This window comes from Neolewinella aquimaris (genome assembly GCF_014197245.1).
In the GTDB taxonomy this organism is placed as follows: Bacteria; Bacteroidota; Bacteroidia; order Chitinophagales; family Saprospiraceae; genus Neolewinella; species Neolewinella aquimaris.
In genome coordinates, this window is record NZ_JACIFF010000008.1 from 170114 (window position 1) to 189237 (window position 19124).

Sequence of the window (19124 nt, forward strand, 5' to 3'; positions counted from 1 at the left end):
TTTATTCGTTGATCGCCTCCATCACCGCCTCCACCCGCTCGTTCGGCACCGTCATGCTCAGGGTGTAGTGGGCGATCTTCCACTCACCCTTTTGGTCGCGCTTGACGACGGCGGTACCGCGGCAGGGACCCATCCAGGTGTCGAGGAGCTCGTCCCAGTAGGCAACCTTGGCGTCCGGGTCATAGAATACGTGGCGCTCCGTAGCAGTGAACTCCCAGGCCTTGCCCGCATCGAAGTAAGGCTTGGCGAAGGCGTAAAACTCCTCCCGCGTCCAGTGCTCGCCGGGGTCGGTGCCGATGTAAATAGCATCCGGAGTCATGGCACCGAAGAAGGCGTCCAGATCGGCACTGGCGGCGGCGGCGTGCCAGTTAGTGGCCAGGTCCTTAAGTTGCTGTTCGACCGGGGTGGTCGATGGTAGGGTGCAGCCGGTCGTCTTTCGGGTGTCCATGATGTTGACGATCCGCCACCGATCCTGGTCATGCACGAGCTGAAAGGCGTTGGTGCCGCAGTGGTGTATCTCGCCATTGAGCACGAAGGTGTAGGGCGTCCAGGCGGTGGCCAGGCGGCCGTCGGTACGGATCTCGGTGTAGTGGAGCTGCTCGTCTAGGATACCGGCATCGGCCTGGTGGAGTCCGGAGAGCCAGCCGGTGATGCTTCCTTCATTCACTACGGTACGACCGGCCGAATCCACCGCTACGGAGTTCAACGAGGCACCGGGGTGAAACAGGGCGCCCATCCCCGTGGAATCGCCGCTTCGCATTCCGTCGAAGAGCTGGGTGAGGGTTTCACGGGGCGTGGACTGGGCAGGTAGCAGCGCACCGAGCAACACAAACAGAATCAAGGAAAGTAGATGGGATTTCATCGGACGGACTTTACTTGGCTAGGATCAATGCCCTAAAAGTAAAGCGATTTAGCCCGGCACTTCTACTCCCAGTTGCTTCAGAATGCCAAGCTCGTCGGTACTACCCCAACGCTCCTTTAGTTTGCCGTTTTCGAAGCGACCGATCTGCATACCCCGCGCGCTGAACGATTTGCCGGTGGGGGCAACTCCCATAAATTCTCCCTTATGGGTACCGGAGACCGTGTAGGCAAAACAGACGTTGTCGGCATCGGTGACCAGGTGCTTCACCTCGATCTTGAGGTCGGGGAAGGCGTTGCGCATCATGGTGAAAAAGTCGATGAAGCCCTGGGGGCCGGGGCCCTGCATGGGGGCGGGGTCGTGGTCCTTTACGTCCTGGGCGACGACTTCGCGGATCAGCTCGAGCTTACCGGTGTTAACGGCTTCGCCGAATTTTTTCTGGGCTTCGGTGTTGGTCATGGGGTTTGGTTGTTGAATTGTGGGGTTTATTAGTTGTTGGCTCGGTTACGCTACCGGGTTCGGGTGGACGATGTTCGGCATGAATGGGTACTTTGTTGAAGCACTACACTTTCTGAACGCCCACATACTGTCTCAATGAGAACCCTGTTACTGCTTTCACTTTTGCTTCCCATCGGACTAGTCGCACAGGTCGAACTTACCGGTGAGCACATGACCTGGTACCCCATCACGCTTACTGCCGACGGCCCCGATACCGGGGAGGACGACACCTACAACCCCTTTCTCCACTACCGGATGGACGTGACCTTTACCCACGATTCCGCTACCTATACCGTGCCGGGCTACTTCGCCGCAGATGGCAACGCCGGTCAAACGGGGGCAACCAAGGGCAATAAATGGCGGGCACGCTTCTCCCCCGATCGCGCCGGCGAGTGGACCTACCAAATCAGCTTCCGCCGGGGAAGCAACGTAGCCGTAGCGGACAATAATCTGGCGGGGACGCAGGTGCAGGGAATCGACGGAAAGCGGGGCTCGTTCACGATCCGAAAGACGGACAAAGGCGGCCGTGACCTCCATGGCAAGGGGCGCCTGCAGTTCAACGGCCAACAATATCCCCGCTGGGCGGAGACCGGGGAGTTGTTCATCAAATCTGGTCCCGATGCACCGGAAAACCTCCTCTCCTACGCCGACTTCGACGGCACCTTCCACAACGACGGCCACCGCGACGACCTGGTAAAGACCTGGGAGCCGCACGTTCGCGACTGGAAAGAAGGCGACCCGAGCTGGCATGACGGCAAGGGAAAGGGTCTCATCGGTGCCATCAACTACCTCGCCGAGGAGGAAATGAACTCGATCAGCTTCCTGGTCCTCAACATCGCCGGCGACGATCGCAACGTCTTTCCCTACGTGACCTACAACGATTACGAGCGGATGGACGTCAGCAAACTCGACCAGTGGGAAGTCGTCTTTGACCACGCTACCCGCAACGGCATGTTCCTCCACTTCAAGCTCTCGGAAGCCGAAAACCAGGGCTTACTCGACGGCGGCGACGTAGGGCCCCAGCGCAAGCTCTTCTACCGCGAGCTCATTGCCCGCTTCGGTCACCACCCCGCCCTCAACTGGAACGTCGGCGAGGAAAACGGCGTGTGGAACCAGAAGGAAGTCACCCCCATGCAGACCACCACCCAGCGACTGGCCATGGCCCGCCACCTCGCCGCCACCGACCCCTACGGCCACCTGATCGTGATCCACAACGGGCAGGCCTTTTACGACATTCTTGGTCCGGAAAGCGAGTACACCGGCCTATCGCTGCAAACCAATCGGGCCGACTTCAGCCGTGTCTACCCCGCCACCCGCCGCTGGCTCGATCTCGCTCGTGACGCCAAACGCCCCCTGGCCGTCGCCGTCGACGAACCCGGCGACGCCCAGCACAGCCTCATCACCGACGGAGAAGACCCCGAGCACAACCTGGCTCGCCAGAATGCCCTCTGGGGCGCCCTCATGGCCGGCGCCTGGGGCGTCGAGTGGTACTTCGGTTACGCCCACCCCCACTCCGACCTCAGCTGCCAGGACTTCCGCAGCCGCGACCTCTTCTGGGACCAGTGCCGCGCAGCCCTCACCTTCCTCCGCGAACAGGCCGTGCCCCTCGACCAGATGTCCCCCGCCAATGACCGCACCCCCGCAGACAACGACTGGATACTGGCAACAAAAGACGACGCACACTTCCTCATCCTAAAAAAGATCGACCAGCCGGCCCCGAAAACGATACAGGTAAAGCCCGGCGCCTACACTATTCGCTACCTTAACCCCCGCACCGGCGACCTCACCCAACCAGTCGCCACCCAAAGCAGTGCCGATCAGCTCACCCTTGCCCCCCCTCCCGCCGAACCAATGATGGACTGGGTGATTTTGGTAAAAGCCGTAGCGAAGTAATGACCCATCTATGCTGACTCGGCGTGCAACGCCTCGACCAAAATAACCCGTTGCGCAGCAACTCAATCTGCGAAAAAATCCGCGCCTTCTGCGTGATCTGCGGTGAACCTCCCCCGTTGCGCAGCAACCACCACCACCCCCCTCGGCGTGCAACGCCTCGACCTTGCCCTTACGCTGCGCAGCAACCCCTACCATCTCAGACCAGAGGTCGCTCGACCTTACACCTTCTATCCTTCTATCCGTGAATGAATCCGTGCAAATTCGTGTAATCCGTGGTTGACTTTTTCCGTTGCGCAGCAACCACCACACCCCCCTCGGCGTGCAACGCCTCGACCTTGCCCTTACGCTGCGCAGCAACTCAATCTGCGAAAAAATCCGCGCCTTCTGCGCAATCTGCGGTGACCACTCCCCCGTTGCGCAGCAACCACCACACCCCACCCTTGCCGTATTTTTACACCATGACGGCCACCACCACCCCCCTCACCTACACCGGCTACGACCTATCGGACGAAACGCTGCTCCGCCTCTACCGCGAGCTCCTGCGTCCCCGCCTCATCGAAGAAAAGATGCTGAAGCAGCTCCGCGGCGGCGTGATCTCCAAATGGTTCTCGGGCATCGGACAGGAAGCCATCAGCGTAGGCTGTACCCTTGCCCTGGAACCGGATGAATTTATCTTCACCATGCACCGAAATTTGGGGGTATTCACCGGTCGGGAAGTGCCCCTCGAACGCCTCTTCGCCCAGTGGCAGGGAAAGCCCGGCGGATTCACCAAGGGCCGCGACCGCAGCTTCCATTTCGGCAGCACCGAACACCACATCGTCGGTATGATCAGCCACCTCGGACCGCAGTTGGCCCTGGCCGCCGGAGTTGCGCTGTGGCATAAAATGCGGGGAGAACCAAAGGTCAGCCTGGCCTTCACCGGCGACGGCGGCACCAGCGAGGGAGATTTCCACGAAGCCCTCAACATTGCGGCAGTATGGAAACTTCCCGTGCTCTTCGTAATTGAAAACAACGGATACGGCCTCTCCACACCGGTCAGCGAACAGTATGCCTGCGACAGCCTGGCCGACCGGGGGAAGGGTTACGGCATGCGATCGCTGTCCATCGATGGCAACAACATTCTGGAGGTGTACTCCACCATCAAGCAACTTGCCGAAGAAATGCGGGAAAACCCCGAACCGGTACTAGTAGAATGCCGCACCTTCCGCGTCCGCGGTCACGAGGAGGCCAGCGGCGTCAAGTACGTACCCGACGAACTGATCGAAAGCTGGCAAGCCCGCGACCCGGTCACCTCATTCGGTGAATTCCTGCGCCACCGGGGCTTACTTAATGATGCCGTACAACTGAAGTGGGAAACGGAGATTAAACAAGCCATCGAAGACGCCCTCACCACCGCCGCCGATCTGCCCGCCGTGACGGCCTCCACCGAAAATGAGATAGGAGACCTCTTCGCACCTACGCCCGCGCTTCGGACATCGCAGCCGGGCAACTCGGTGGAAAAACGTTTTGTTGACGCCATTAGTGATGGCCTCAGAGAAGCCATGCACGCGCATCCCCAACTCGTGCTGATGGGACAAGATATTGCCGACTACGGCGGTGTATTCAAGATCACGGACGGCTTCGTGGCGGAGTTCGGAAAGGAACGCGTCCGCAATACCCCCCTCTGTGAAAGCGGCGTCATCGGTGCAGCCCTGGGCTACGCGATCGCCGGCGGAAAGGCCATGGTGGAGATGCAGTTCGGCGATTTTGTGAGCGTAGGCTTCAACCAGATCGTCAACAACCTGGCCAAATTACACTACCGCTGGGGGCAGAATGCCGACGTGGTGATCCGACTTCCCGTAGGTGGGGGCGTCGGAGCCGGTCCCTTCCACAGCCAGACGATGGAAAGCTGGTTTACTTCGGTGGCCGGCTTAAAGATCGTATACCCTAGTACGCCCGAAGACGCCAAATCACTACTGATTGCCGCCATCGCGGATCCTAATCCGGTCCTCTTCTTCGAGCACAAGGGGCTTTACCGTTCGCTCAGCGGACCGGTCAGTGAAGGGTATACGCCCGGGGAAATAGGGAAGGCACGTATGGTGCGCGAGGGCAACGACCTCACCATTGTCACCTACGGCGCTGGGGTACACTGGGCAAGTGAGGCGGTAGACTCGGTAGGTGGCGATGTTGAAATCATAGACCTCCGCAGCTTGACACCCTTAGACTACGATGCCATTCGGACATCGGTAGCCAAAACCAGCCGCGCCATCGTGCTCCACGAAGCCTCCCTTACCGGCGGATTCGGCGGCGAACTAGCGGCCTGGATCTCGGAACACTGCTTCGAACTGCTCGATGCCCCCGTCCGCCGCGTCGCCAGCCTGGACACCCCCGTTCCCTTCGCTCCCGCCCTCGAAGAGCAGTACCTCCCCAAAAATCGACTCACCACCGCTATTCGACAACTGCTTGCCTACTAACCCACCACATTACCACCCCCCCACATTACCTTCGCGCCATGAAATTCAGTGAAATCATCGCCGTCAGCGGCTTACCCGGATTATATACCGTTGTGACCGAACGCAAGGGAGGCATCATCGTCGAAGACATGCGCAGCAAGAAGCGCCGCTTCGCCCCCGCCCGTAAGCACCAATTCGCTCCGCTGGAAAGCATGGCCGTGTACACCGACGACGGAGACGCGGAGCCCCTGCGCAAGGTGTTTGACCGGATGCAGGAGCAGCACGAAGACAACCCCGCTCCGGCACCGAATGAAAGCAAGGAACGGCTGTTCGATTACCTCGAAGACGTCCTGCCCACCTACGATAAGGAAAGGGTACACGCCAGTGACGTAAAGCGGCTACTCAAGTGGTATCACTTCATGCTGGACAACCAGCTGTTTGCCGACCTCTCCGAGGAAGAGTAAGCCCTAATCGAACCGCGCCAGCTCGTAGCGATCAATCGTACGCTGTAGTTGGGCCGCCAGGGTACCGTCGTTATTGAGTCCGAGTTCCTGTAGCCCGGCCGACCAGCGCCGGTAGTCCCGAGCATCGAACTGCGTCATCCGACTGAAGGAGCCACTGGTCACGTGTAGGCTAAAGTCCCGGAAACTGGTCCAGGCCGTCTCATAACGGCGCATGCACTCGCCGCCGGAGCGTCCGGTAGCGCCGTTCCAGTCGGCCGTACAGCCTAGTCCGAAGTAGTTGTTCAAATCCCGCGCTCCCGCAGCCTGCCCCGCCCGACTGTACAGCAGCCCGGTAGCCAAAATGACGCTGGCCGGAATACCGAATTTTTTTTGCTCGGCCTGCGCCACGTGTCCGAACCGCTCCAGGTAAGCCGCCACCTGCGCATCGCCCACCTTCTCCAGCAGACTGAACTGGTCAGCCTCGGAATTGCTAGCGAATATGTTGAACCGGGAGAAGAAGCCACCACCGCTGTCTTTGGAAGCCGCCGCCGTGCGCTCATCCGTATAGTAGAGGGGCTCAGCGGATGAGGTCGCCTCAATCGGACGCTCCGGTAAAGTAGTGGCCGGCAAGGGTTCCGACGCGGGGTGCCCGAGCCGAAGATTAAAGTTCACCTGCTTCTGGGACAGGAGGAGAAGGGCACAGCCGATCAGGCCGACGCGCAGCCAGTGCCTGCCGACGAAGGCCGTCAGGCGAGTAAGTAAGACTTTCATTTTTTGCAACCTTTAACGAGGACGAAATGTGATCGGTCCTGAGTGTAACCCCCCGGTAGCCGAAGCACCGGTGTACGGCAAAGTTAGGTCGCACGCCTTTATCAAACAAATTGTTTGATTAGTTTTTTTCCGGAAACTCCGTGGTAGTGACCAATAATTCTCCCGGCCCTACACTTAGGTAACCGGTCGGGCCCGCCATGACTTTGCTCATCCCAGTAAGTGCGGCAGGAAGGCTGCCCAGGGGAATTGTCTGCGTTTGGCCGGAAGTGTAGTTCCACACCGTTCCGTCGTCCTTGATCCCCAGAAGGTAAGGCGCATTCCAGGAGAGCCGGGAGTGGGGTGGAACCGCCACCCACCCGCGAAATTCCCCGTAATTGGTGAAAACCGCCAGGCGGCTACTCTCCCTGAAGTACAGCATCACGGTAGTGCGGTCGACGAATATCGCCGCGGGTTCGCTGTCCTCTCCCAGTTGTAGGCGGAGGTTGTTGGTTTGCTGGTCCGGTTCTCCCCGTTCGTTTAGCCGCAGCAGGCGGTAGTTCCAGTTGTCGAAGACCCATATGCCGTTGTCGTAGCTGCGCGCGATGGCACCGGGCTGGCGGATGTGTTGGTTGGCAAACAGATCGATGCGGTCGAGTTCGCTGAGGGTGCGGTCGAGCACCAGTACGGTACCGTAGGCCCGGTAGTACACCAGAATCTGGAAGGGATTGGCAACGTCAACGTAATCGGGAGAGCCGAGACTACTGTCGTAAAAACTGTAGGTATTTGCGCCGAGTTGATTGCCGGTTACGAGCCGGTCATCGTCTAGCAGGAAGTAGGCCTTCCCCATCGGGTCGATGAAAAAGTCCGCTACGCCTATCGGTGTTTGCGAGCGGCTCGCGGCACAACTTACGAACAGGAATACCACTACCAAAGAGCGCAAGGTCATACCGCTTAAACGCAGGAATGGCAATATTGGTCCGTCCGGTATACCTTGCACCTTGCGACTTACCTTGCACCCGCGACCCCGCCCCATGACATATTTGCTCCGCATGCTTCTTTTTTTTGCGCTTCCGCAGGTGCTGTGGGCACAACGTGACAGCAGTGATTTTCGGCGGCTACAGGTCGGCCTTGTGGGGGGACAAATGTGGCACACGGTCGATTTTACGCCTACGGTAGACGTGCTGACGCTGCCCGGCCAAAGCTACGGAATTGCGATCCGCTACTTCGACAAGCAACTGGTCGGGTTCCAGGCGGAAGCAAGCCTAGCCAGTGCCGGATGGCAGGAAAATTACGGCGACGAGCTTTACGAACGGCGGCTGGACTACGCCGAAATCCAGTTGCTTACTCAATTCAGCGTGGGCCGCGGGTTTATCCAGCCACTGTTGCAGCTTGGGCCGTACCTGTCCGTACCGCTGGAGGATAACGAGACCCTGCCGGCCAGCTTCGACCCGGATCAGGAGCCCGCTAACACTTACCGGGGCCGGGAGCTTCCCTTCCGCCTGAATTACGGCCTGCGGGCAGGTCTGGGCCTAAATGTAGAAGCGGGACCCCTGACTTTGCAACTGGAGGGACGCATTTTGCAGGGCTTCAGTAACTTGCTTAAACCCGGGGAAAGTCAGGTGGCCACGAGCATCCGGCAGGCGTACGGAGGAAATCTGGGCCTATTTTATGCCATCCGTTGAGCGAACCGGCGAGGGCCGTGCGGACTTATACCCGTACATCATAAACTCACGCCCATGCCGATCCTGCACGACAATCCATACGAAAGCCTCTCCTTCGCCATCGAAGACCTGAAGAGCAAGGGCTACGAATTCGACTTCAACCAGAAGGAGAAACACCTCGAGTGCCCCCAGAACGAGAAGCACTACAACCCGGAGGACTTCACCATCACCCATACCTACCGCTTCGAGGGCATGAGCAGCACCGACGACAACTCCGTGCTCTACGGAATCGAAGCCGCCGACGGTACCAAGGGCCTACTGGTCGATGCCTATGGCGTCTATGCCGACAGCCTCTCTCCAGAAATGATCGAGAAGTTTCGGGTGGAGTATGAGGATCCGGATAAGGTTTAGGAGTGGAGTATTACGGTAGTTGGGTAGTACGGTAGTACGGTAGTACCGCTCGACTACCGTACTACCCAACTATCGTACTACCGTACTAACCCCCTCCCCCATGACCATCTTCTGGCACCGCCGTGACCTCCGCTTTACCGACAATGCGGGACTCTACCGGGCACTGAAAACTGGTGACCCCGTCCTTCCGATTTTCATTTTTGACCGGAATATTCTGGATAAGCTGCCGAATAAGGCCGACGTAAGGGTAGAATTTATTCAGCGGAGCGTGGAGGAACTGGCGGAAGCGTACCGGGCGCACGGCAGTGACTTGCGCGCCTTCTACGGTAAGCCCATCGAGGTTTTTGCGCAGTTGCGCGATGAGCTGAACCCGACGGCGGTATACACTAATCGCGATTACGAACCCTACGCGATCGCGCGTGATCTGGCGGTGAAGGAGTTGCTGGACGAGCACGACATCCCCTTTCGCCACTTTAAGGACCACGTCATTTTCGAGAGCGACGAGGTACAGAAGCAAGCGGGCGGACCGTACACGGTATACACCCCATACATGCGCCGGTGGAAGAAGACCCTCGACACCCGGATGAGCAGCTTTGCAGGCGAAAAGATCAGCTTTTACCTAAAGCCTTACCCGACCGAGACGTATGCGGACAACCTGCTGAAGGAATCTTCGCCCCACCCCGTGCCGACGCTGGCCGATATGGGCTTTAAACCCACCGACATCGAGATACCACCGAAGGAAGCGCCCGCCGAAGTGATCGAGCATTACGATAAGACGCGCGACTTCCCCGGACAGGAGGGAACCAGTCGGATCAGTCACCACCTGCGGCACGGAACGGTGAGCGTTCGGGCTAAGGTGCGAAGGGCCATGAAGCTCAACGAGACGTTCGTGAAGGAGCTGATCTGGCGGGATTTTTACTCCAACATCCTGCAGGAATTTCCGCGGGTTGTGAACGAGAGTTACCGCAGGGAGTACGACAACATTCCCTGGATCAACGACGAGGAGCAGTTTGAAAAGTGGTGCGAAGGGAAGACCGGCGTACCCATCGTCGATGCCGGCATGCGACAGCTCAATGCGATCGGTTGGATGCACAACCGGGTGCGGATGATCACGGCGAGTTACCTGACCAAGCACCTGCTTATCGACTGGCGCTGGGGAGAGGGATACTTCGCCGACAAACTTCTCGACTACGAACTCGCCAGCAACAACGGCGGCTGGCAGTGGGCGGCGGGCAGCGGAGTGGATGCACAGCCCTACTTCCGTATCTTCAACTACGAGAGCCAGCAACGTAAATTCGACAAAGATTACCGCTACGTAAAACGTTGGGTACCGGAATACGGGACGGATAAATATCCTGCAGAACCCCTCGTGGAGCACAAGTTTGGCCGCGAACGGGCGTTGAGGGTGTACAAAGAAGCCCTGAGAGAAGCCCGGGAGACCTAGATTTATACCCGCATGTGGTAGCCATGGGGTTGGGGGACGACCGGCAACCCCTTTATTTTTGGGATTTTTAACTACCCGCGCCAATGAAATTTCTTTTAACCGCCACTCTGGTGGTGATTGGTCTACTCGTCTCCCAATCTGGCTACGGGCAAAAACGACTGAACCTCTTTACGGAATGTGATTGCAATAGGACGCTGTTGAAGCAGGAACTCAACTACGTCAACCACACCATCGACCCGGTCAACGCCCAGGTCAACCTCTTCATCGTCACCAACTACCTCAGCAACGGCGGTCGCGTGTACGATCTCCAGTTTAAGGGACAGCAAGAACTCGCGGGCAACAGCCTCAGCTTCAAGGTGTCCACCACGGCCGTCATGACGAATCTCGAACGAGATGAATACCTGAACAAACGTATCGAGCTGGGATTGGCCGGATTCCTCGCCGGCACTGACTACGCGGACCTGGTCGACCTAACCGCCCAGGCCCCTCCGGAACCCACCGAACAGGAAGTAGTAGATCCGGAAATGGCCGGTGACCGCTGGAACAGTTGGATCTTCGAGACCAGTGCCAGCTTCAGCGCCAACCAGGAAAGCCAGCGCAGTAAGACCCAGATCCGGCTCGGCTTCGAAGCGGATCGCACTACCCCCGACTGGCGCATCCGTTTCAGCCCCAATTTTTTCTACCGCATCGAGAAGATCCAGCAACAGCAGGGCGAACCCATCACTTCGGTACGTCGCGATCAGTGGTTCGACGGCAAGGTGGTCAAGAGCATCGGCAACCACTGGTCGGTGGGCATCCTCAGCAGCGCCAATTCGTCCACCTACCGCAACATCGACCTCGGCATCTTTATCGCCCCGGCCGTGGAGTACAATATCTTCGACTATAATCAGGTCCCGTTTAAGGAATTCACCATTGCCTACCGCCTCGGATGGGTCAAGAATGTCTACACCGATACCACCGTATTTCTGAAGACGGAAGAGAGCCTCGCCCGCCAGAGCCTGGATATCGACCTGCGCTTACGCCAACGGTGGGGACAGGTGTTCGCCGGTATATCCGCGGCAAACTACTTAGATGATTTCAAGAAGAACCGCCTCTCCCTCGATATGCGAGCCGACGTACGTCTCATCAAGGGCCTATCCTTCAACGTCGGCGGCAGCTACGACATCATCAACGACCAGATCAGCCTCCCGGCCGGAGAAATTTCCGATTCGGATCGCCTACTGGGCCTTACCCAGTTGGCCACCAGCTTCAGTGCCGACGTCAGCGTAGGCTTCAGCTACACCTTCGGTTCCCTGTACAATAATGTGATCAATACCCGACTGTAGGGCCTACTCGAACGTAACCTCCCCGGAAAATTCTCGCCGGAAGTTGTCGAACTGCTTCCGGGAAGCCACGAAGCGCATCCGCCGCCCGAAGGTGCCCTTACCCCGTAGCTCCAGGGTACATATTTTGAAGAACAACCACCGGGCTTCATAAAAGCCGGCTACGTCCTCCGCCAGATCGTACCGCGCCGTCCTGAAGTAGTTGCTCACGTACACGGCCCGCCCGTCGGTCTCCACCCGCTTCAGTGGCCAGAACACGAACCAGAAGGTCGCCAGCCCCGTAAGCAAGACGAAGAGAATACCCCAGCGCAACGACTGTAGCGGCACCCCCCCAAAGTAGTGCTCCGGTGCAAACCAGATCACCAGGGCCGTCCCGATCATCACGGTGGTCCAAAACACCGGAAGGAAGAGCTTCAGAAAAAGCGTCAAATTAGAAGACAGTCTAAGCAAACCAAGTAGTTTATGTACAATCCCTCAATCCTTCCCCCCCTCAGTCCTTCATTCCCTCAATCCCTCCTATAATAATACACCAACAACAACACCACCCCCACGCTAATGGATACGTCGGCTACATTAAAAATCGGCCGGAAGAACAAAAAAGAGTTTCCGCCGACCAGCGGCAGCCAGTCCGGATAAACGCCGTACACCAGCGGGAAGTAGAACATATCCACCACGCGCCCGAAGAACAGCGACTCGTAGCCACCGCCCGCGGGTAGGAATTCCGCGATCTGACCATTTGGCCTTGACTCCGAAAACAGCACCCCGTAGAACACGCTGTCGATGATGTTGCCGAGCGCGCCCGCCTCGATGAAGGTGAAGGCCGCCAGCAGCAGGCCGGAAACCCGTTGCCGGAGCAGGTCCACCAGATAGTATCCCAGCAGCACTACCGCCAGGATACGGAACAGGCTCAGGATCAGCTTCCCCTCCCGTCCGCCGAAACTGAGCCCGAAGGCCATGCCGTTGTTCTCCACGAAGTGAATCAGCGCCCGGTCGGCTCCCAGAATACCGAACTCCTCCCCGTAGAACATATTGGTCTTGACCCAAAATTTCAGGGCCTGGTCGAGCAGCAGGACGCTTAAAAGGATCAGGAAGAGGGTAAGCTTTCGCGTCATTCGGCTGGGAATAGGCTTGCTCCTAAATAAAGCAACCTCCACGCCATGGGCGAAGGAGGCTGGCAATTTACGAAATCGGCCTAGTACGCAGTCGCGCTACGCACTATCGATTCTGCTTGGCGTGTATGCTGAGCGTAGTATGGGGTACGATGCGTAGCCGCTCGGGACTGATTAGCTCCCCGGTGGCGCGGCAGATGCCGTACACCTTATTGTCGATGCGCAGCAGGGCGTTTTCCAGGTGCTGGATCAATTGCTGCTGTCGGCTGGCGAGCCGGTGGGTATCCTCGTTGACCATGGTGCCAACTCCATCGTCGAGGCCGCGTACTTTACCGTCTTCGCTGTTGGTCTGCTCCGATAGCTGGTCCAGGTAGAACTGGAGCTGCCGACGGGCCTCGGCAAGCTTGGTGTCAATGATCACTTTAAACTCGGCCAGCTCAGCGTCGCTGTACCGGGTTTGGTGAAGTTGTTGTGTTTGCATGGTGATTGTAATTAAGTTAAATCTTCGTTCGCAAGGTGCGCACAAATATACCGGTAATACGCAAGACCTGGTATATCTTCGTTTGTTTTAACTTAATACAAATCATATACGGAAGATCACCCTCCACCCGGCAATTAGTTCTGTAAAACTTTATGGCAGTCTCAGCAACCGAACCGCCACCGCCCCGTTACCTCGCCAGCTTCGTCCCAACAACTCATACCCGTGACCCCACGCCGCCTCGAGAGTACCACCACCGTCCCACGCCCCCTCGCGGAAACCTGGGATTTCTTCAGCCGCCCCGAAAACCTGGAGAAGCTCACGCCGCCGGAAGTAAAGTTCGAAATCGTCTCTCCCGTCGCCGGCCAGGAGATGTACGAGGGCATGATCGTGCAGTACCGCGTGACGCCCTTTCCCGGGTTCACCGCCGACTGGGTCACCGAGATCACTCACATTCGCCACCACGAGCACTTTATCGACGACCAGCGCGTCGGCCCCTTCGCCCTCTGGCACCACCAGCACCACTTCCGTTCCGTCTCCGCCAACGTGACCGAAATGCGGGACATCCTCCACTACCAGGCACCCCTCCGCTTCCTCGGCACCATCGCCGATAAGCTATTCGTACACCGTCAGGTCAAAAAGATCTTCACCGAGCGGGAGAGGGCGATCCAGCGGCTGTTTCCAGAAATTTAAAATTTGAAATTGCCAATTTGAAATTGCTACTCCACATACTCCTGCCGCTTGATCAGGAATACCCAGTCGCCGTCTTCCACCCGGTAGCCGTAGTCGTAGCAGAAGTGGTAGAGTTTGCCGTTGCGCGTGGTGTACTCGTTGGTGAAGTAGCGGAACTTGAATCCCCGGTCGATCATTCGATCGCGGCGCACGTTGGCCTTGCCGTCGGGATTAAGCTCCGCCAGCACGTTGCGGTTGTGGCGCAGGATATTGTTGATGGCGCGCTGGAATCCCTGTTCCTCCGCGTTCTGGCGGTTGTGGTGGGCCGAGCGACAGGGGGCCGAGCAAAATTTTTTGTCGGAGCGGCCCGTGTACTCCTCCCCGCATTCGGGACAAATCCGTTTCATGCCGGCAAATTAAGAAAACTGCCGTCGTTCAGCAGCAGGTAGTTGCCGCCGGTGTCGTGCAATTTCGGGGCGGGGAACGCAGGTGCAAAGACGTCCTCGAAGTAGCTCCGCGCGGCGTTCCGATCCGGGATACTCGAAGCAAGCCGATTATAAACCAGGGCGCCTCCGGGCAGCAAACGCTCCTGGCATAGCTCGATAAACGTTGTCCCGTTGAGGTGATCGGGTACGTTAGCATTCTGAAATACGTCCACGCAGATCAGGTCGAACCGCCGCTCGTCGAGCTGCAGGAAGGCGAACGCATCGGCTTCTACCACCTCGATCGGGGAGTCAAGGGCGGGCAAACTGTACTTGCTGGCCAGTTCGATGATGGCGGCATCGATCTCCACGGCAACGTAGCTGTACTCCAGACCGATGTACTTCTCCAGCAGCTCCGGGATGCTCCCCAGTCCCAGCCCCAGCACGAGTACGCTGGCCCGTTCCGGCAGCCGTTCGAAATCAAAGATCTCGAAGAGTTTGCGGAAATTGAGGTAGTAGTCACCGAAACTGTAGATCGCATCTTCGGCCACCAGTTGCAGCCGCCCGTGGACGACGCATACCTCGAGGTAGTCATTGTATACGGAGGCGGTGGTTTCCAGGCGTTGTTCCCATAGGTAGCTGAGCCAGTAGCGCAGCCGGGAAATGTGGGCGGGTTTGCTCATTCCGGCACCAAAATACAACGGCGACACCCGCCCATTTTCATTCCGCTAACTCAACCCGCAATATCTTGCGGCGTTATCCCAGGAGATTTAACCCACCCAAAAGTCTTTCCCAGCATGAGTATCGTCGAAATGAAAGTTCCCGTCATCGGGGAATCCGTAACCGAAGTCACCCTCTCCGAATGGTTGAAGGGCGACGGCGATTACGTCGAGCTTGACGAGCCCATCTGTGAGTTTGAATCGGATAAGGCCACCCTGGAATTCCCCGCCGAGGCCTCCGGTAAACTGATCTACGTAGCCGCCGAAGGCGACGACCTCAAGATCGGAGCACTGGTCGCCAAGATCGACACCTCGGTCCAGGAAGAAGCGGAAAGTGCCCCCGCCGCCCCGTCCGGCTCCGGGTCACAACCCGCCAGCTCCGCTACTCAGCCGCAGTCCACCGCACCCGCGGCCCCGCCCCAGTCCGAATCTTACGCTTCCGGTACCCCCAGCCCGGCCGCCGGGAAAATCCTCCGCGAAGGCAACATAGATCCCAAAACGGTCAACGGTACCGGCCGCGACGGTCGCATCACCAAGGAGGACGCGAAGACTGCCGCCGCTGCCCCACCCGCTCCCGCTGCTGCCCCCGTGGAAAAGAAAGCCGCCGCCCCCCAACCAAAACCCGCCGCCACCAGCCAGGAATCCTTCAGCCGCAACACCCGCACGGAGAAGATGAGCCGCATGCGCCGCACCATCGCCAGCCGCCTGGTGAGTGCCAAGAACGAAACGGCCATGCTCACCACCTTCAACGAGGTAGACCTGAGCGCGGTAATGGAACTGCGCCAGAAGGTGCAGGAAAAATTTGTGAAGAAGCATGGCGTGAAGCTCGGTTTCATGTCCATCTTCGCTAAGGCCTGCGCCCAGGTCCTGATGGAGATGCCCGACGTCAACGCCGAGATCAGTAGTGATGAGAAGGAGCTGATCTACCACGACTTCGTCGACATTAGCTTTGCCGTCTCCACCCCTACCGGATTGGTCGTTCCGCCCATCCACAACGTCGAATCGCTGCACTTCGCCGACATCGAAACCAAGCTTAAGGAACTCGCCGCAAAGGCCCGTGACAACAAGCTGAGCATTGAGGAAATGACCGGCGGCACCTTCACGATCACCAACGGAGGCGTCTTCGGCAGCATGATGAGTACGCCCATCATCAACAAGCCCCAGTCGGCCATTCTCGGTATGCATAACATCATCGAGCGGCCCATCGCGGTCAAGGGTGAGGTCGTCGTTCGCCCCATGATGTACATCGCCCTCAGCTACGACCACCGGGTTATTGACGGCAGCAGCTCCGTTACCTTTCTCGTGAAGGTAAAGGAGCTACTGGAAGATCCAACGCTGTTGTTGCTGGGCCTTTAGTAGATTTCTATATCCCCGTAGCTGGTCGAGACCTTAATCGTTCCGTTCCCCCTACCCGCTTTAGTCCCCTTCACGTAATCGCGGCCACTTTCGCTGCCGATGTTGCGTGGGCTGAGTCCACTGGTGGGAACGTCGATGTCGCCGTACTTGGCGTCGAGATCCAGGGTGTAACCCGCGTCGTCGTCCACGTCGATCTGAACGTCGGTGTAGGAGGCCCGGATGGTGATCCGTTCGAAGCCGGCGGATAGCTTGTCGACTTCGATATCGCCGTAGTTGCAACTGGCTTCGAGCACTTTGGTGACGGTACCGATATTGAAGTCCGTGTAACTTCCGTCGACAAAGATCCGGTTCGTATACTCTACGGAGAGGTCGTTGTAGTTTCCGTCCATGTATACTTCGTCGGCGGATTCGACCTCGATCTCCTCGTAGCCCACGTCGAGCCGCAGCACGCCTACTTTGCCGAAGCGTACTTCGCTGTACCGCCCGTCGTAGCGCAGGTTGCCGGCATTGCGGATGGCCCCTTCGCTGTAGCGTAGTTTGACGGTGCTTTCGGTACCGAGTTGTTCGATTCTGGCGGAGCCGTAGCTCACGTTTACCGTGCCGCGGTTGGTCAGTCGGCCGGCGACCAGGTCACCGTAGGCTACACCCAGGGTCATCTCTCCGCTCAGGTTGGGAAGTTCGACGTCGCAGTACTTGGCTTCCACTTCCAGACTGACGCTCTCCGGCATACTGACCGTGTAGTAGATTTTAAAATCGTCGTTGCTGCCCCAGCTGTTGGTGAAGTAGCTCCAGAAACTGCTTCCCTTTCCGCCGGAGTTGACCGAGGTAATGGCGGACACGGCATTGTTTGCTCCGGAAAGGCGGACGTCGATGCGTTGGAGTACCTTTTTAAAGTCTTCTTCGTTGCGGGCGGCGATCCGGATGAGGACGTCGATCTTGACTTTGGGCTGGTTCCAGGTTACGACCTTTATTTCGCCGTAGCGGTTATCGAGGCTTACGCGGCCGTCGTTGCGGATGGCGAACGTTTCGGAGATTCGTTTTTCAAAATCGCCCACCGGATGGGAAGCCGCGCCCGGCAGGGACAGCAGCAGAAAAAGCATCAGCAATGCGGTGGTAAAATTAACTTTCATGAGTTGATTGAGTTGGACGGGGCGTGTAGCCGCCATCGGGAGAATTGGGATTGGGGAAGTGCTGCTGAATGCGCAGCAGGATATCGAGCTTGGTGCGGTACGTCTCGATTAACTTATTGACCAGCATGGGGCGCTGGCTTACGGGAACCTCGAGCAGTTCGGCCCGAATTTGGGCGGTCGTCTCGTCGAGTTGGTTCAAATCACGGCGAAGTTGGGGGTCGTCGTTCACCTGACTCACCTTCACGAACTCGTTGTTGATCCGCTGGCGGTAGAAGCGTTCGGCCTCGGCCAGTTCGGGATCCATTTTTTCGAGTTGCTGCGCGATGCGTTCCTCCTGTCCGGCCTGGTATCCGGCGCGGTTGCCGAAGTTGTAGGCGAAGAACATCAGCAACAGGCAGGCGGCAATCGCGCTGAAGTAGCGGATGATGCGCAGGCCGCCGCCCGTGACGGCCATCAGCTTTCGCGGCTCCTTGGTCGTAGTATCTACGATCCGCTCAAATAGTTGGGGCGGGGGGGTGGCGTTGTCAAATGCATCGCGGTGGGTGGCGACGAACCCCTCGAGGGGGTCGACGGCGGAGTCCTCCTGCCGTATTGCGGCGGCGACTCGGTTCCAGAGACCGGTCGGTGGAGCGTCTACGTCGAACTCCTCCCGGTGATTCTGGATGAAGTTTCTTAGCTTATCGTTTTCCATGACGGTTCATTTATTCGGTTAACAGTTGGGCCAATCGCTTGCGGGCGCGGCTGTACTGGGATTTTGAGGTTCCCGGGCTGATGCCCATGACCTGGGCGATCTCCTCGTGATCGTACCCCTCAAAGAGGTAGAGGGTGAGCACGACCCGGTATCCCTCGCTCAGTTTCATCACCCCCTCCCGGATACGTTCGACCGTGTAGTTGCTTTCCTCCTCCCGCTGGTCTTCGGGATGCTCTACGGCAACGGATTCGTGGCGGACCGGGTCGAAGTCCGTAGTGAGCAACCGGCGTTTCTTCAGGTGGTCGATGCACCGGTTTACTACGATTCGCTTGATCCAGGCGCTGATGGACGCTTCGAAGTTGAACGTATGGATCTTGGCGAAGATCTGTACGAAGGCAACCTGGAGCACGTCCTCGGCATCGTGGGTATGCCTCAGCATTCTGAGGCAAAGGTTGTACATGGGTTTGGCATAGTGTCCATAGAGCTGCCGCTGGGCGTTGCGGTCCCTACGTTGACATCCGAGAACGAGAGCGCGGTGGGTATCGCGGTAATCGGCGGCAGTCGGCATGGTTGGTGTGATTGGATGACTTCCCACTAGGGTTTTTCTTCTTGCTGTGTACCCCAAAGGACGAGTTGGCGGCCGGGGGGTTGCAGATCAGCACTGCCTTCGCTAAAATATCAGAAAGATATTCGCCACTTGTGACCTACCGCAATTATCCCGTCTTGAGGATCAGTTCGCGTGGGAGAAAGTGCCTTTTCGAACCGCCCGGAATGTCGTACACGAACGTCTCCGCAGGGGTGGTAAATCGAACATTTACCCGCCTAATTGACATA

Annotated in this window: 21 protein-coding genes; 9 read left to right on the forward strand and 12 right to left on the reverse strand. The window is 58.1% G+C overall.

What is annotated here, in order from left to right; genetic code table 11:
* Position 1 precedes the first annotated feature (1 nt).
* Complete coding sequence (locus tag GGR28_RS15260; protein ID WP_183496687.1) at positions 2-862, reverse strand: nuclear transport factor 2 family protein; 861 nt, start codon at positions 860-862, stop codon at positions 2-4.
* A gap of 48 nt (positions 863-910) precedes the next feature.
* Positions 911-1318, reverse strand: a complete 408-nt coding sequence (locus GGR28_RS15265; RefSeq protein ID WP_183496688.1) for an ester cyclase — start codon at positions 1316-1318, stop codon at positions 911-913.
* Between the two features lie 135 nt (positions 1319-1453).
* On the opposite strand from GGR28_RS15265, the gene GGR28_RS15270 reads away from it, so the two are divergent.
* The 3 genes from GGR28_RS15270 to GGR28_RS15280 all read left to right on the forward strand — a co-directional run bounded on the left by GGR28_RS15270 (position 1454) and on the right by GGR28_RS15280 (position 6146).
* Entirely contained in the window at positions 1454-3250 is a 1797-nt protein-coding gene (locus GGR28_RS15270; protein ID WP_183496689.1) for a DUF5060 domain-containing protein, read from the forward strand.
* A gap of 458 nt (positions 3251-3708) precedes the next feature.
* Positions 3709-5703, forward strand: coding sequence for an alpha-ketoacid dehydrogenase subunit alpha/beta (locus GGR28_RS15275; protein WP_183496690.1), 1995 nt, complete (start codon positions 3709-3711; stop codon positions 5701-5703).
* Between the two features lie 38 nt (positions 5704-5741).
* Positions 5742-6146: a DUF5606 family protein gene (locus GGR28_RS15280; protein WP_183496691.1), complete on the forward strand. Its 405-nt coding sequence runs from the start codon at positions 5742-5744 to the stop codon at positions 6144-6146.
* A gap of 3 nt (positions 6147-6149) precedes the next feature.
* Here the strand turns inward: GGR28_RS15280 and GGR28_RS15285 are convergent, their stop codons facing one another.
* The gene (locus tag GGR28_RS15285; protein ID WP_183496692.1) at positions 6150-6896 is read right to left on the reverse strand and encodes a glucosaminidase domain-containing protein; all 747 of its coding nucleotides are present in this window, start codon (positions 6894-6896) and stop codon (positions 6150-6152) included.
* 118 nt (positions 6897-7014) lie between these two features.
* Positions 7015-7821 (reverse strand): hypothetical protein, encoded by an 807-nt coding sequence (locus tag GGR28_RS15290; RefSeq protein WP_183496693.1) that lies wholly within the window; start codon positions 7819-7821, stop codon positions 7015-7017.
* Positions 7822-7924: 103 nt separating this feature from the next.
* Here GGR28_RS15290 and GGR28_RS15295 point away from each other — a divergent pair, with 103 nt between their 5' ends.
* The 4 genes from GGR28_RS15295 (at position 7925) to GGR28_RS15310 (ending at position 11716) form a co-directional block, all read left to right on the forward strand.
* Positions 7925-8557, forward strand: a complete 633-nt coding sequence (locus GGR28_RS15295) for a porin family protein (RefSeq protein WP_183496694.1) — start codon at positions 7925-7927, stop codon at positions 8555-8557.
* Between the two features lie 54 nt (positions 8558-8611).
* Positions 8612-8947 carry a phosphoribosylpyrophosphate synthetase gene (locus GGR28_RS15300; RefSeq protein ID WP_183496695.1) on the forward strand — a complete coding sequence of 112 codons (336 nt, stop codon included), beginning with the start codon at positions 8612-8614 and terminating at the stop codon, positions 8945-8947.
* A gap of 100 nt (positions 8948-9047) precedes the next feature.
* Positions 9048-10391 carry a cryptochrome/photolyase family protein gene (locus GGR28_RS15305; protein WP_183496696.1) on the forward strand — a complete coding sequence of 448 codons (1344 nt, stop codon included), beginning with the start codon at positions 9048-9050 and terminating at the stop codon, positions 10389-10391.
* 83 nt (positions 10392-10474) lie between these two features.
* Positions 10475-11716, forward strand: coding sequence for a hypothetical protein (locus tag GGR28_RS15310; protein ID WP_183496697.1), 1242 nt, complete (start codon positions 10475-10477; stop codon positions 11714-11716).
* Positions 11717-11719: 3 nt separating this feature from the next.
* On the opposite strand, the gene GGR28_RS15315 is transcribed toward GGR28_RS15310, so the two are convergent.
* From GGR28_RS15315 to GGR28_RS15325, 3 genes are all read right to left on the reverse strand, one after another.
* A complete protein-coding gene (locus GGR28_RS15315; RefSeq protein ID WP_183496698.1) occupies positions 11720-12163 on the reverse strand; it encodes a hypothetical protein in 444 nt (147 codons plus the stop codon).
* Between the two features lie 56 nt (positions 12164-12219).
* Positions 12220-12825, reverse strand: a complete 606-nt coding sequence (locus GGR28_RS15320) for a lipoprotein signal peptidase (RefSeq protein ID WP_183496699.1) — start codon at positions 12823-12825, stop codon at positions 12220-12222.
* A gap of 103 nt (positions 12826-12928) precedes the next feature.
* Positions 12929-13303 carry a TraR/DksA family transcriptional regulator gene (locus tag GGR28_RS15325; RefSeq protein ID WP_183496700.1) on the reverse strand — a complete coding sequence of 125 codons (375 nt, stop codon included), beginning with the start codon at positions 13301-13303 and terminating at the stop codon, positions 12929-12931.
* A gap of 222 nt (positions 13304-13525) precedes the next feature.
* On the opposite strand from GGR28_RS15325, the gene GGR28_RS15330 reads away from it, so the two are divergent.
* Positions 13526-13993 (forward strand): SRPBCC family protein, encoded by a 468-nt coding sequence (locus tag GGR28_RS15330; RefSeq protein WP_183496701.1) that lies wholly within the window; start codon positions 13526-13528, stop codon positions 13991-13993.
* A 26-nt stretch (positions 13994-14019) separates the two neighbouring features.
* On the opposite strand, the gene GGR28_RS15335 is transcribed toward GGR28_RS15330, so the two are convergent.
* Positions 14020-14379, reverse strand: a complete 360-nt coding sequence (locus GGR28_RS15335; protein ID WP_183496702.1) for a hypothetical protein — start codon at positions 14377-14379, stop codon at positions 14020-14022.
* The gene (locus tag GGR28_RS15340; RefSeq protein WP_183496703.1) at positions 14376-15077 is read right to left on the reverse strand and encodes a spermidine synthase; all 702 of its coding nucleotides are present in this window, start codon (positions 15075-15077) and stop codon (positions 14376-14378) included. Before GGR28_RS15340 ends, GGR28_RS15335 begins: the two co-directional genes overlap by 4 nt.
* A 114-nt stretch (positions 15078-15191) precedes the next feature.
* Between GGR28_RS15340 and odhB the strand changes: the two genes are divergently transcribed.
* Entirely contained in the window at positions 15192-16469 is a 1278-nt protein-coding gene (gene odhB, locus GGR28_RS15345) for a 2-oxoglutarate dehydrogenase complex dihydrolipoyllysine-residue succinyltransferase (protein ID WP_183496704.1), read from the forward strand.
* Here the strand turns inward: odhB and GGR28_RS15350 are convergent.
* The 3 genes from GGR28_RS15350 to GGR28_RS15360 are packed head-to-tail and all read right to left on the reverse strand — an operon-like array spanning position 16466 to position 18858.
* A complete protein-coding gene (locus tag GGR28_RS15350; protein WP_183496705.1) occupies positions 16466-17599 on the reverse strand; it encodes a DUF4097 family beta strand repeat-containing protein in 1134 nt (377 codons plus the stop codon). The genes odhB and GGR28_RS15350 overlap by 4 nt on opposite strands.
* The gene (locus tag GGR28_RS15355) at positions 17589-18290 is read right to left on the reverse strand and encodes a hypothetical protein (RefSeq protein WP_183496706.1); all 702 of its coding nucleotides are present in this window, start codon (positions 18288-18290) and stop codon (positions 17589-17591) included. The genes GGR28_RS15350 and GGR28_RS15355 overlap by 11 nt, the downstream gene beginning before the upstream one ends.
* Before the next feature lie 10 nt (positions 18291-18300).
* On the reverse strand, positions 18301-18858 hold the full coding sequence (locus GGR28_RS15360; protein WP_183496707.1) for an RNA polymerase sigma factor: 558 nt from the start codon (positions 18856-18858) through the stop codon (positions 18301-18303).
* Between the last annotated feature and the right edge of the window lie 266 nt (positions 18859-19124).

Bases quoted from the DNA above. Each gene is read 5' to 3' on its own strand.
- GGR28_RS15260 (WP_183496687.1), bottom strand. From the start codon at position 862: ATGAAATCCCATCTACTTTCCTTGATTCTGTTTGTGTTGCTCGGTGCG.
- GGR28_RS15265 (WP_183496688.1), bottom strand. From the start codon at position 1,318: ATGACCAACACCGAAGCCCAGAAAAAATTCGGCGAAGCCGTTAACACC.
- GGR28_RS15270 (WP_183496689.1), top strand. From the start codon at position 1,454: ATGAGAACCCTGTTACTGCTTTCACTTTTGCTTCCCATCGGACTAGTC.
- GGR28_RS15275 (WP_183496690.1), top strand. From the start codon at position 3,709: ATGACGGCCACCACCACCCCCCTCACCTACACCGGCTACGACCTATCG.
- GGR28_RS15280 (WP_183496691.1), top strand. From the start codon at position 5,742: ATGAAATTCAGTGAAATCATCGCCGTCAGCGGCTTACCCGGATTATAT.
- GGR28_RS15285 (WP_183496692.1), bottom strand. From the start codon at position 6,896: ATGAAAGTCTTACTTACTCGCCTGACGGCCTTCGTCGGCAGGCACTGG.
- GGR28_RS15290 (WP_183496693.1), bottom strand. From the start codon at position 7,821: ATGACCTTGCGCTCTTTGGTAGTGGTATTCCTGTTCGTAAGTTGTGCC.
- GGR28_RS15295 (WP_183496694.1), top strand. From the start codon at position 7,925: ATGCTTCTTTTTTTTGCGCTTCCGCAGGTGCTGTGGGCACAACGTGAC.
- GGR28_RS15300 (WP_183496695.1), top strand. From the start codon at position 8,612: ATGCCGATCCTGCACGACAATCCATACGAAAGCCTCTCCTTCGCCATC.
- GGR28_RS15305 (WP_183496696.1), top strand. From the start codon at position 9,048: ATGACCATCTTCTGGCACCGCCGTGACCTCCGCTTTACCGACAATGCG.
- GGR28_RS15310 (WP_183496697.1), top strand. From the start codon at position 10,475: ATGAAATTTCTTTTAACCGCCACTCTGGTGGTGATTGGTCTACTCGTC.
- GGR28_RS15320 (WP_183496699.1), bottom strand. From the start codon at position 12,825: ATGACGCGAAAGCTTACCCTCTTCCTGATCCTTTTAAGCGTCCTGCTG.
- GGR28_RS15325 (WP_183496700.1), bottom strand. From the start codon at position 13,303: ATGCAAACACAACAACTTCACCAAACCCGGTACAGCGACGCTGAGCTG.
- GGR28_RS15335 (WP_183496702.1), bottom strand. From the start codon at position 14,379: ATGAAACGGATTTGTCCCGAATGCGGGGAGGAGTACACGGGCCGCTCC.
- GGR28_RS15340 (WP_183496703.1), bottom strand. From the start codon at position 15,077: ATGAGCAAACCCGCCCACATTTCCCGGCTGCGCTACTGGCTCAGCTAC.
- odhB (WP_183496704.1), top strand. From the start codon at position 15,192: ATGAGTATCGTCGAAATGAAAGTTCCCGTCATCGGGGAATCCGTAACC.
- GGR28_RS15350 (WP_183496705.1), bottom strand. From the start codon at position 17,599: ATGAAAGTTAATTTTACCACCGCATTGCTGATGCTTTTTCTGCTGCTG.
- GGR28_RS15355 (WP_183496706.1), bottom strand. From the start codon at position 18,290: ATGGAAAACGATAAGCTAAGAAACTTCATCCAGAATCACCGGGAGGAG.
- GGR28_RS15360 (WP_183496707.1), bottom strand. From the start codon at position 18,858: ATGCCGACTGCCGCCGATTACCGCGATACCCACCGCGCTCTCGTTCTC.